This window comes from Leisingera sp. S2M4 (assembly GCF_055398055.1).
Genome location: NZ_AP040862.1, coordinates 459884 through 472269, shown reverse-complemented (window position 1 = coordinate 472269; position 12386 = coordinate 459884). Strand labels below are relative to the sequence as shown.

Genomic DNA, 12386 nt, shown 5'->3' with positions numbered 1-12386 from the left:
TCCGTCCCGACGGCAGATGCGCCGTCGGGCCATTTCAACGGCCGCGTTTAAGCCTATAAAGGACATGACACCCCGGCCTGAACCCAGACAATGGAGACCACGTTGGCAGAGACACGACGCCCTTCGCTCGCAGATCAGGTTTACGATCAGCTCATGGCAAAAATCCTCAGCGAGGAATACCCGGTCCACAGCCGCCTCCCCGCCGAGGAGGTGCTCGCGCAGACCTTTGGCGTCTCCCGCCCCATTGTGCGCGCTGCGTTGTCGCGCCTGCGCGACGACGGCATCATCCAGTCGCGTCGCGGCTCCGGCAGCTATGTTCTGCGCCAGCCCGACCGCCAGCTTATCACGTTTGCGCCGCTGGAATCGATCTCCGACGTACAGCGCTGCTACGAGTTCCGCATTGATGTTGAAGGCGCCGCAGCTGCTTGGGCTGCCCGCCGCCGCGACGACGAGGATCTGGCGGCCATGGACCACGCCTATCAGGTAATGGAACAAACCTATGAGCAAAGCGGCCTGGGCGTCGAAGCCGACCAAATGCTGCATCTGGCGATCGCCCGCGCCACCAAGAACCCGTTTTTCGCCTCAGTACTGGAATCGCTAGGTGACCAGATCGCTTTCGGGGTGAAGTTATCACGCTCTCTGACGCTCTTGGACAAGCCCGCGCGCCAAGAACTGGTGCTGGCCGAACACCGCGCGGTGCTGCAAGCGATCCGCCTGCAGCAGCCAGAGGTTGCTGAAGCTACAATGCGCCACCATATCACTGCTGCCAAGGATCGGATGTTCGTCGGCAGCCATGAAAACTAGGGTCTGTACTCATTGAGTTCCAGAGCCAGTAGATGACCGTTGCAGCCAGAGCGATGGCGGAGAAGAACACCTTTGGGCATCGGTCGTAACGTGTTGCGACGCGCCGCCAGTCTTTCAGCCTGCCGAACATGATCTCGCATCACTGCCCGACAGTGCATTACGAAGCAATGTCACGAGAGGAGCGGTTGCGGCGTTTGTAGCGGCGTTTATCGTATCTGACCTACTTCTTGCGCTTCTTTCGACCAGGGATGCATGCGCGTATCCCTTTGTCTTTCAATGCTTCTCTGAACCAGTCGGCGTCGTAGCCTCTATCGCCAAGGAGCCAATCCACCTTGGGCAGGCTGCTCAGCAATGCCCGTGCTCCTATGTAATCGCTGACTTGCCCGGCGGTGACGAACAGGTTGAGCGGTCGGCCCTGGCTGTCGCAGATGGGAGTTCATGCCGCCCCTGGTGCGACCAATCAGGCGACCAGCCCCCCCCCTTTTTCGCGGCCATGCTGGTCGCTGTGCGGTGAGCCTTGAGATAGGTTGCGTCGATCATCACGGTCTTCTCCTCGCCATGCTCGGCGGCCAGACCGGCCATCATCCGAGCAAAGACACCTCTATCGCTCCACCGCTTCCAACGGTTGTACAAGGTCTTGTGCGGACCGTACTCCCTGGGCGCATCGCGCCAGCGCAAGCCATTACGATTGATAAAGATAATCCCGCTCAAGACACGCTGATCATCGACGCGAGGCTTGCCGTGCGACTTGGGGAAATACGGCTCAAGACGCGCCATCTGTGCATCCGTCAGCCAAAAAAGCTCAGACATGTTCACCGCTCGTTTTGGCGCGGTGAATCACGCAGCGGAACAGAAATCAATGGGTCCTGCCCCTAGAAGCTTCGCTCTCGGTCCGAGAATTCCCTATTTCACCACCCGGTTGACCTAACCGCAATTAGCCGCGCTGCTGATTAGCATGTTACAAATATGCACCAACGTCGGGTTGGTGTCGTGGAAGGGCGTGGCGGATCGGAGAGCCTATCATGCCCATTGCCAATTTACCCGCCATTCGCGCACGCCGCCAGGCCTGGAACAAGGGGCGCGTTGTCGGTCAGAAACGGCCGCTCCTGCCAAAACACGTCTGGGCCATTCGCGTTCGTTTGGAGATCGCCGAGAACCACAGGGATCTTGCTCTGTTCAATCTGGCTATCGACAGCAAACTGCGTGGCTGTGACCTGGTGAAACTGAAGGTCGCGGATGTCTACGCCTCGGGCCAGGTCAAGGAACGCGCCTCGATTGTCCAGAGCAAGACCCAGCGACCGGTGCGCTTCGAGATAACAGAGGGCACGCGCAGGTCGCTCTCACGATGGATGGAGGAACCGATGATGGTCGGCTCAGAATACCTTTGGCCCGGCCGGTTTCACGATCGTCTGCACATCTCAACGCGGCAGTACGCCCGTCTCGTGAGGGACTGGGTGAAGTCCATCGGGCTGGATTCCATATCCTATGGGACTCATTCCATGCGCCGGACGAAGGTGGCGCATATCTACAGAAAAACTGGCAACCTGAGGGCCGTTCAGCTCCTGCTCGGACATACCAAGATGGACAGCACCGTCCGCTATCTCGGCGTCGAGCTGGAAGATGCTCTCGCGATCTCCGAAAGCGTGGAAATTTGAAGAAATTGGGCCGCTTGCAAAGGCGGCCCTCACTTGCCGTTGGCAACACAGCTCGAGGCTGCGTTGCAGCTTTCCCGAACTTGTCATTCGGGCTTCCCACAGGATGCGGTGTCGGGCCCGGCCCGGATGGTCAGGCACAAACGTTGCCCGCATCAATGCTGAAATGGTCGCACACTCTGCCCTTCATCCCGTCGCAATATGCTGACCGGATCCTGATAGCGTCGTCGTTACCGGCAATACTCACCGGTAAGTTCATTTCCTTCGTTCGTCACAGTCCGGGTGGAAAAATTATAGCAGCCGGGCGTCCCGGAGGGCGTGTAACGGATGTAGTATTCCTCCCCCTTGTAGGTGTAATCCATGCTTCGGCTTCCATCGGGTCTTTCGCTAAAAACGAGGTTTTGAACACCACCTTTTGGTGGCATTCCCGGCGCGGCGACGCCTCCATTGGCTGCGACAAGCGGCGACACGCGGGGAAGATGGTCAAAGTCGGCCACGATGCCCATCAGGCACTGCACGATATAAGGGGCTTCCTCCGAGGTATGGTAGCGATAGCCAAATGTCTCGTCGGGCTGACCGTTACAGACATCAAGATCGTCTGCGGAAATCTTCGAACTGTCAGGATTGTTGTCGCCGTAAATCGGGAAACCGTCGAAGGCCCAGCCGATGATTGCGCTGTCGCCCGCATTTTTCATTTGTTCAATCATGCAGGTTGGCTTGGCGTGGTAATGATAGTCGTCGCCTCGACCGGCATGGCTACCACAAACATCGAGCTGATGTGTCTGGAGCGTATCATGCTGGGCCTGATGGTGGGCCAGATCAGCCTCAGTCATCTCGCCGCCGCCCGTGTAGTCGTAGATCGGCACCCCATTCACGGCCACACCCAAGGCGGCGTCGCGGGTCAGCGCGGTGGTACCAAGCGTTGGAGAAAGAAGGATCGGCGCAGCATAGTCGGCCGGGACAGGAACCTGTTCATTCGTGCCGATGATCCCGGTCATTTTCTCATGGTTGGGATAGGTATCGGACTGGATGATCGCGTGGCTGCGGGTGCAGGTCACGGCGTCGCGATCGTCAAAGCCCGCGTCGACCACAGAGGCCTTGACGACGGCGCAATGGTCGTCGTGGGTAAAGGCCGCAGGGGAGGTGGCAATCGCCATGGAAATGGTGATCGAAAAGGCGATGAGACGTGTCATGATCTGGGCTCCGTTCAATGCGCATTACCTGACAGCTAGGCGGCAAAGGACTGTACTGCTTTGCTCGAGGTCGGGGCCCCAGATCAGCTGGGCGCCCTCCACCCAGTCGATCCGGTCATAGCCATCTTTGGGGCTGACCTCGCGTTCGGAAAAGGTGCTGGCCTGCGGCCAGTGCGAGGCATCAAACCCCACCTGATCCCAGCCGTCAGGTTCATCCATCACTTCGAAGGTGCAGGGGCCTGCACCGGCAACGGGGTTCGCTTCAGCTTCGCAGGATTTGTCTAGCGGGGCGGTATGGATGACCAGGCAATGCCAGGCGGAATTGCTGACGGCGACAGTCGCGCCCGCTGAATCCTTGATCTGCGCGATCAGGCCCCCGTCGCCCATCTGCTGGCGTCGGGTACCTATGTATTCCAAACCGGTATCATCTGCCTTGAAGTCCTTGGCGACGAGACCGATTACGAAAGGTCGCTCTGCTTCAAACTCAAAGCTCTCGGCATTGAAGGAACGCTCCGTGGTTATGGGCACGCTGTCTTCGGCAACCTGTGCGCCATTGATCCTAATTTCGAACCAGTTGTCTACCCACACATCGGCCGAAAAGGTCTCGGCGGAGAGCGGCATTCCAGAAATCAAAAGCACTAAAAATGCGGCGCGCTGCATGGGGCAATCCTTTTTTGTTCGCCTGTGTTAAGCGCAGCAAACTGAGAAGACCGTCGCCGACAAACGAAATTTTTCTGAGTGTCCGGCGAGAGCACCTTGCGAAGCCGCAATTATTTGGAGGCATGCCGGGCGGAAAGCATGGATATTGAAAAAGTGGAGGAATAAGGTTTCAGCCCTCGCCTACATTGGGCGCGCATCCGGATCATTCGATGGTTGCAATGGCGGAAAGGACAGGCTTTAGCCACCTAAAGCGGCCTCAAACTTCCGATTTGTTGTCGTTTGGCCATCTCAATCGCCCCATGGCGACAGCGTTGCAACCTTCTCAGCCGGGGCCAAGTCAACGACTTTTAGGCTCTTCACGTCGACGCCGAAAGGCTTCACCTGCTTAAAAACTTCACGTATGCTGCGGTTCTCGACGGTGACACCGCTCGTTTTTCGCCGCACTCCGTGCCGTTCCTGAAGTCTGAACGAACAACGCGGCCTGCGTTTTCAGAAAAGGAAGCGGCAGTGCCGTCCATGACGCGTTACACCAATCTGCGGCGCGAGGGGCCCTCGCACCGCAACTGCACCGCAGCCTTAGTTGATCCAGCTGTTCACGATGTCCATGTTGTCAGCCACCCAATCCTCGGCCACATCACGCGGATCCAGCTCGTCTCGGCCGATCTGCAGGATCCAGTTATTGACTACCTTCGGGTCAAGCTGCATTTGGCTTAGGAACTTGGCAACCGGCGGATTACGCTTCTCCAGTGATTTGGAATAGGCGACATAAATCTGCGCGTCCGAGCTTTTGCAATCGAACTTTGAAGTCTCCAGCCAATCCTCGGCGTCGAGGTTGTGATCCTCGCAGCCGTCATAGCGCTCGGGCTCTTCGATCTCATGTAGGTCATAGGCGGCATGCACCCATTCGGGGGTCCAGTAGTAGAACAGGATCGGCTTCTCACGTTGGATCGCGGTCTTGAGCTGCGCTTTGAAGGTGGCGTCGGGCAGGATCTCGGGCTCCCAGAGTTCTGACAGCCCGTAATCCTTAAACTTCACCTGCCACATCCGGGTAGACTTCCAGCCCGCGTCGCCAGCCCAGTATTCGCCTTTGCCATTGCCGTCCTTGTCAAACATCGCTGCCACTTCCGGCTTGCGCAGGTCTTCGACGCTGCTAACTTGATCGGCCATATAGGCGGGCACATACATCTGCTGCGTACCGGGATAGGGCTGGTTCACCGCCACGGTACCGGCGCCATCAATGTATTGATCCCAAATCCCCTGGCGGTTGGGCATCCAGAGGTCGGTATAAACGTCGGCCGAGCCGTCGCCCTTGTCCATGCCCGCGGCAATAACCGAGCCGTCCGATAGGCCCGAGACGATCTCAGCCTCGCCGTCTAGCGGACCTTCGATCACCGCTTCGATCACATGGGCGATGGCGCGTGCGCCGGTCCATGTCAGGTCGCCGATCTTCACGGTGGCATCCTGGGCTGCAGCGCTTGATGCGGCGCCGAGCGCCGCGGTCGTCAGAAGATACTTCAAGGTTTTCATAGTGTGCTCCCTGTTGGTTGTACAGGCCGCCGCGGCTCGGCGACCCCCTGTTCAGTGGCGGGTCTTGTTCGCCTTCTGAACCACCCTGTCGATCATCATGGCCAGCAGGGCGATGCCGATTCCAGCGAGGATCCCCCGCCCGGTTTCGGTATTTTCAAGCGCTTCGGTAACGATGAAGCCCATGCCGCCAGCGCCGATCAGCGCAGCAACCACCACCATCGACAACGACATCATGACCACTTGGTTGATCCCCGCCATGATCGAGGGTAGGGCCAGCGGCAGCTCCACCTTGGTCAGCAATTGCTGGGGGTTGGCGCCAAAGGCCATGGCCGCCTCCTTCTGGCTCTCGCCCACATGGGCAATTCCAAGCGCTGTCAAACGCACCATAGGCGGCATCGCAAAGATCACCGTGGCGAGGATGCCGGGCGGCTTGCCGATCGAGAAGAAGGCGATGGCGGGCAGCAGGTAGACGAAGCTCGGGATTGTCTGCATCACGTCGAGGATCGGTGTGACGATGGCTTGGCCGCGCTGCGACTTGCCCACCCATATTCCCAGCGGCAGGCCCATCACTACGCAAATGATCGAGGCTGCCACCACCAACGATAGCGTGTCCATCGCCGTCTGCCAGAACCCCATGAGCGCTAGATAGACTAGCGAGGCGGCGACAAAGATTGTCACCCTAGGTCCCGCCAGCTTGTAAGCAGCGAAGCCCAGCACCGCCATTGTGATCGGCCAAGGCGTACCCACGAAGACCGAGGAGATCGCCCCGAGCATGCCGCGTAGGAACTTGGTGATCCCATCGAACAGGAAGCCGTAGAAGATCGTCACGTAGGCGATGCCGTCGTCGATCGCCTGGCTGACATAGGTGTTGAGGTTGATCGGCGGCAGACCCTCGCGTGCCGGTGTCCGTACCATAATCCGGTTGCCGTCGTCATCGCGCGGGAAAGAGACTTCATCTGGGCGTTCAATCCAGAACAGTGTCGGAAACTCGCCGATGATGGCGCAGTCAAAGCGCTTTTTGAACGCCACGTCCTTGCCATCGGCAATGGCGCGCTGCTGGCGGATGCATGTCCGGTCGTCCGGCGCGAACTGGGTCGAACGATACAGCATGAGCGGCACGATCAGCAGCACCACCAGCCCGGCCAGCATCAGCCGTTTTGCATGGGTGCCGCGGTTGACAGAATGATCCACCCGCCAGCGTTCGTATTGCCGGGCATAGAGCCGGTCGGCGATCCAGGCAAAGATCAACCGGCCCAGCACGAAGGTGATGATAGCCCCAAGGATATGCGTCTGGGCCCAGCCCTCGTAGCGGGCGACAAGGAAATCCTTGTCGGCATTCTCCGCCGCCGCCTTTGAGTATTTGTAGACCAACGCGAGGTTGATCGCCGCCACGAGGTCGACGGCAAAGCCGATGGCAAAGAGCAGCCAGTTACCACGCAGCGCCGCCCAGATGAAGGTTCCGACCAGCGCCGCCTTGTTGAGGTGAAAACGCTCGAGCTTGTTTTTTTGCAGCTTGAGGAATGTGTCCGCGTAATACTCGCCGTTCTTGCCAGCAAACTCGGTCATAGGCTGGCGCAGGGCCGCTTCCGTCGTCATGTTTTACACCTCGCCCTTGATGCCATGCAGAAGCGCGTCTTTGGTGACCACGCCCACCGGCTTGCTGTCATCCATGATGACAATCGGGTTATCCTGATCCACCGAGCGCGTCACCAGCACGTCGAGGTTGTCATCTGGGCCCGCCTGCGGGCATTCAGTAAGCGGCGGCAGGCTGCGCCCGTTCACTTCATAGGCAGCGACCGGCTGCATCACCGTATGGGCAAAGATCAGCTTCAGCTTAGAAATCCCGGCGACGAAATCGGCAACGTAATCGTCGGCGGGCTTAGTGACGATCTCTTCAGGCGTGCCGGTTTGCACGATCTCGCCGTCCTTCATGATGGCGATGCGGGTGCCCATACGGATCGCCTCGTCTAGGTCATGAGTGATGAAGAGGGTGGTCTTTTTCATGGACAGCGAGAGTTCGAGGAATTCATCCTGCAGCCCGCGCCGGATCAACGGGTCGAGCGCCGAAAACGGCTCGTCCATCAACAGGATGTCGGGATCAGCGGCCATCGCCCGGGCGAGGCCCACACGCTGCTGCATGCCGCCGGATAATTCGCTGGGCATCCGGTCGCCATAGCCTTGCAGGTGGACCAATTCGATCACCCGTTCGGCATGTTGCGCCCGGGTGAAGGCGTCGACGTTACGCAGCTCCAGAGCGAATGCCACATTGTCGCGTACGGTACGATGCGGCAGCAACGCCATGTTTTGAAACACCATGCCGATCTTATCGGCGCGCATCACCCGCAGCTCTTCGGCATTAAGACTGCCGACATCCACCCCGTTGATCAGGATCTCGCCGCCCGTGGGCTCGATTAGCCGGTTGATATGGCGCACCAGCGTCGACTTGCCGGAGCCGGACAGTCCCATAATGCAAAAGATTTCGCCCTCACCGACTGAGATCGAGACGTCCCTGACACCGACCACTGCCTGGTAGCGCTCCAGCACCTCCGCCTTGGACAGATTTTCGCGGCGCACCGCTTCCATCGCTTCTTCTGCGCGGCCCCCGAAAATCTTCCAGATGTTTCGGGTGACAACGACGTCGTTTCTTACCTCTGTGCTCACGCGCGGGCCTTCTCTCTCTTTGGGTCAAGGAATGGCAGGTCGACGACATGCGCCGGCAGCCTCTTCATGTGGCCGTCGAGCTTGCCGATCTCGACTTCGGTGCCCAGCGTTGCATTCTCCACGGCTAGCCGCGCCATCGCGATGGCATGGCCAAGCTGCGGCGATGGGCTGCCACTGGTCACCACGCCGATCTGTTCGCGCCCGAGGAAGATTGCATCGCCATGATGCGGGGCCTCCATGCCATCCAGAAGCAGACCGACCAGCTTGCGCCGTGGCGCCGCGGCATTACGCTCTAGCGCGGCGCGGCCGATAAAGGCGGGTTTGTTGAAATCCACCGCAAAGCCGAGTCCGGATTCCATCGCATCGACGTCCGGTCCGAATTCCGCCCCGGCGATCATCAGCCCGGCCTCTATCCGCAGCATGTCGAGTGCATGGCCGCCCATCGGCACCAGCCCCTGCGACGCTCCGACTGCCATCAGCCCGTCCCAGATTTCCAACGCATCAGCCTGATCGCAGAACAGCTCATAACCCAACTCGCCGGTGAAACCCGTGCGGCAGAGCATGAACATCGGTCCCTCACGGTTGTGCAGGCGGGCGATGGTGAAGCCGAACCACTTAAGATTGTCGAGCGCGGGCTTTTGCGGCTGGGTAAAGACTACTTCGCGCAGGATGTCGCGTGATTTAGGGCCTTGCAGCGCCAGGTTCACCATCTGGTGGCCTAACGACATAACCTGCGCCTTCAACCTTAATGCCTCGGCCTGCTCGCGCAGATGCAGAGCCGAATTGTCAGACCCGCAGCACCATCGAAAGGCATTCGGCTCTAACCGGAACAGCGTGCCGTCGTCCAGCACCGAGCCGCGTTCGTCGCAGACCAGGGCATAGAAGCCGCGATGCTGCGCCAGCTTGGAGACGTCTCGCGTCAGACAATGCTGCAGCAGCGCCTCCGCATCCGGGCCTACCACGTCGACCTTACGCAGCCCGGACATATCCTGAAGAGTTGCGGCGTTTTTGGTAGCCCAGTATTCCCCGATGGCGCCGGTTCCATCGAACTGCATCGGCAGCCAAAGATCGCGAGACGGGCCAAAGGACGAGGTCAACGCCGAGGTGCGGGGATGAAAGGCTGAATGGCGTGTCATCCGCCCCGCATCCTCGGGATCGGCCCGCCAGACGACGGAATGGGTCAAGCTGCTTTCCTTTTCGTAAATGCGGACGTGAATGTCCGTCGGGTTCCAGCCGTTGATCGGATCGATATCGTCGGGACAGGCAGTCGAGACGCAAACCAGGTCGGTCAGCGCTTCCATCGCCACGTAATCGCCGGGGCGCGACCAAGCCTCGTCGCCCGCCAGCACGTTCTGCTGCCAGTCGATCCACGAATTGAAGAAGAGGTTGATCGCGGGCCATGCGGGACGACGCTCCACGCCATAGGGGTCAAAGGCCGCGCTAATATTGTCGGAACAGTTCAGATGCCCGGGAAAGCCGCGCTCTTCATAGCCGCGCGCGGTGCAGGCCAGCGCGAATGTATCGTGGCGCCCGACGGTATCCTGCCGCACCGCCATCAGCGGTCGGATGTCCCGGTCGAAGAATTTGTCGAAGAGCCCCGGTAGAGGATAGGCCGCCCGCGCCATGGTGCGCGAGACGGTGAAATCGATGCCGCGCTCGATGCCGCGCTCCAGCGCATCGGCGCGCAGGGCCATGAAATCCGAGCATTGCTGGCCCTCGACATCAAGGATCTGCACGAATTGGCCCTTTTGCACCTCATAGGCCTGCGCCGTGCCGCGCACTACGCGAAACTCCTCGACCACCTTGCCTAGAGGCTCTGGCAGTAGCAGGCCGCCTTCCTGCCTGTCTGGCGGCTTGATCTCGACCCTGACCGCCGCGCCACCGCCGACCGAAATGTAATCTGCCGCGACCGGGAGGATGACAATGACCTCGGCACTTTGGCGCATCCGGCAGAGAAAGGTATTGCCCACTGCGCCGCCCCCGAGAATCCGCAGGCCTTGCGCCGCTTCAAGTTGTCCCCCGCGTCCCTCGGTCAGGGCGCGTATCATTCTATCGTCATATCCGCTCGGTGCGATCGGCTCAGCCGCTTCCTTAGGCAGGTCAAACGGCGATGTATCGAAGTCCCGGCGATCCTCGGCCAGCGCGGTCAGCCAGACCGGCGCCCCGCCGTCGACATTAGTGATTGATATAACCGATCCCGCCGCGGCTCGGATCCGCCCGGCTTCGCCATAGCCGACATCCAGCCGCAGGCAGTTTGCCTGCTTCAATCCGCGGTAATATCTGCGCGACCCTTCGGCCAACGGGGCAGTCTGGAGCATCTCTTCCTCCTGGAGCGGCGCGCCCATCCGGCAGGCCTTGCAACCGGTTACACGGCCAACACAGCGTCGAAATTGACATGTAACCGGTTTCATACGATCATCATGGCAAGAGATTCGTCAAGAAAATTGCAAATCGGATGTGAGAACGTGAAAAAACCCGGAGGCAGGATCAGGGATGTTGCAAGAGCAACTGGGCTGTCCATTGCCACGATTTCCCGCGTGATGAACGGCAGCTCCAAAGTCAGCAAGGCCACCCAGCAGCGGGTTCTCGAAGCCTGTGCGCGTCTAGACTATGTGCCCAATCCTGCGGCACGTGCTCTTTCAACCAGCAGGTCGCGCACTGTCGCGGCGATCATCCCGACTATCGAACATTCGGTCTTTGCCAAGTTCATCGCAGCCATAGAGGCGACCCTGGGTGATCAAGGCTACACGTTGGTCCTGGCGATCTCGAACGGCGACCCCGAGGAAGAGCTGCGTGGCGCCCAAAAGTTGATAGGCATGGGCGCCGAGGCTTTCATCCTGACCGGCGAAGCGCACAGCCCGTCGCTGCTCGAGATGTTCGAGCGGCGGCAGGTGCCGCATGTCTTCACCTCGGTCTGGAACCCTGACAGCTCAAGCCCGACCATCGGCTATGACAACGCCCTGCTGGCAGGCGACGCGGTCCGCTATCTCGTCTCGCACGGACATGCGCACATCGGCGTGGTCCACGGGCCGCTAGCAGACAGTGACCGGACGAAAGCGCGGCGCCAGGGTGCTGAAACCGCTGGCGCCGGGCTGGTCTCGCTAGAGTTCCACGAGACCGAGCTCAATGTCCGCGGCGGCAAATCGGTGATCTCCCGCGTGCTGGCCGCCGGAGCGCCCCCCAGCGCCCTGCTGTGCTTTTCTGACGTAATCGCACTCGGTGTCTACTTCGGTCTCGCCGAAGCGGGCAAGCGCATCCCGCAGGACATGTCGGTGATGGGATTCGACAACCTCGACTGGGCGGTGGAAACCGTACCGCCGCTGACCACCATCGACCTGCCAGCCGCCGAAATGGGCCGCGCTGCCGCTAGGCAGATCATCGAAAATCTTGAAGACGGCACGAAGCTGCAACCGCAGTTTCTCCCGGCGCAGATCATCGAAAGGGGATCGGTTCTGACCGTGTAGCGACCACCGGCTTCCCTTGATGATCTTTTGGGCTGTATCAGGTTTCCGCTTCTCACAGCTCCTCGGCTTTTGCATGACAGGCTCGTCGTAGGCAACGCGACCCAAGGGGCCATCTACGAGATGTTCTTCCAGAAGAAACGCAAGGAATCACAGTAGTGCGCGTCCTACCATGGTCTCTTTGCTACCAGCCTATGCGACGTCGGCTTCGAAGTAGGGTAGTGCGCGAAATCAAGCATGAATTATTCGATACAGTGCTCTTATTGTGCCTCATTCTTCGGAGTGAGGCAGGAACTATGGGCAAATGTCGGCTCCCGGTAGAAAGTGACTTCCTCGCGTTTGCAGCGAACTCCCGTCTTCCGCCCTCCCTGGTGGTGCTGCCGAGGGCGAACGGCAGGTCTGCTTCGGGCTGGACGAAGCCGATGCCG

The 12386-nt window shown here is 59.8% G+C and carries 9 protein-coding genes and 1 pseudogene; 3 read left to right on the top strand and 7 right to left on the bottom strand.

The features are described 5' to 3' along the window. Nucleotides 1-90 precede the first annotated feature (90 nt). Nucleotides 91-804 (top strand): FadR/GntR family transcriptional regulator, encoded by a 714-nt coding sequence (locus ACZ52D_RS18465; RefSeq protein WP_464443292.1) that lies wholly within the window; start codon nt 91-93, stop codon nt 802-804. 22 nt (nt 805-826) lie between these two features. Here ACZ52D_RS18465 and ACZ52D_RS18460 read toward each other — a convergent pair. Next, nucleotides 827-1614: pseudogene (locus ACZ52D_RS18460) on the bottom strand (IS5 family transposase); the annotation flags it as partial. Between the two features lie 212 nt (nt 1615-1826). Between ACZ52D_RS18460 and ACZ52D_RS18455 the strand changes: the two are divergent. Next, complete coding sequence (locus tag ACZ52D_RS18455; RefSeq protein ID WP_464443291.1) at nt 1827-2459, top strand: tyrosine-type recombinase/integrase; 633 nt, start codon at nt 1827-1829, stop codon at nt 2457-2459. 227 nt (nt 2460-2686) lie between these two features. Here ACZ52D_RS18455 and ACZ52D_RS18450 read toward each other — a convergent pair whose 3' ends face one another. From ACZ52D_RS18450 to ACZ52D_RS18425, 6 genes are all read right to left on the bottom strand, one after another. Next, nucleotides 2687-3649, bottom strand: coding sequence for a YHYH protein (locus ACZ52D_RS18450; RefSeq protein ID WP_464443290.1), 963 nt, complete (start codon nt 3647-3649; stop codon nt 2687-2689). A 24-nt stretch (nt 3650-3673) separates the two neighbouring features. Next, nucleotides 3674-4309, bottom strand: a complete 636-nt coding sequence (locus tag ACZ52D_RS18445) for a PEBP family protein (RefSeq protein ID WP_464443289.1) — start codon at nt 4307-4309, stop codon at nt 3674-3676. Between the two features lie 576 nt (nt 4310-4885). Next, complete coding sequence (locus tag ACZ52D_RS18440; RefSeq protein ID WP_464443288.1) at nt 4886-5836, bottom strand: ABC transporter substrate-binding protein; 951 nt, start codon at nt 5834-5836, stop codon at nt 4886-4888. Nucleotides 5837-5887: 51 nt separating this feature from the next. Beyond that, a complete protein-coding gene (locus ACZ52D_RS18435) occupies nt 5888-7432 on the bottom strand; it encodes an ABC transporter permease (RefSeq protein WP_464443287.1) in 1545 nt (514 codons plus the stop codon). Nucleotides 7433-7435: 3 nt separating this feature from the next. After that, entirely contained in the window at nt 7436-8497 is a 1062-nt protein-coding gene (locus ACZ52D_RS18430; protein ID WP_464443286.1) for a quaternary amine ABC transporter ATP-binding protein, read from the bottom strand. Next, nucleotides 8494-10815, bottom strand: a complete 2322-nt coding sequence (locus ACZ52D_RS18425) for a DUF1989 domain-containing protein (RefSeq protein ID WP_464443285.1) — start codon at nt 10813-10815, stop codon at nt 8494-8496. The genes ACZ52D_RS18430 and ACZ52D_RS18425 overlap by 4 nt, the downstream gene beginning before the upstream one ends. Nucleotides 10816-10962: 147 nt before the next feature. Between ACZ52D_RS18425 and ACZ52D_RS18420 the strand changes: the two genes are divergently transcribed. Beyond that, a complete protein-coding gene (locus ACZ52D_RS18420) occupies nt 10963-11961 on the top strand; it encodes a LacI family DNA-binding transcriptional regulator (protein ID WP_464443284.1) in 999 nt (332 codons plus the stop codon). Nucleotides 11962-12386 lie beyond the last annotated feature (425 nt).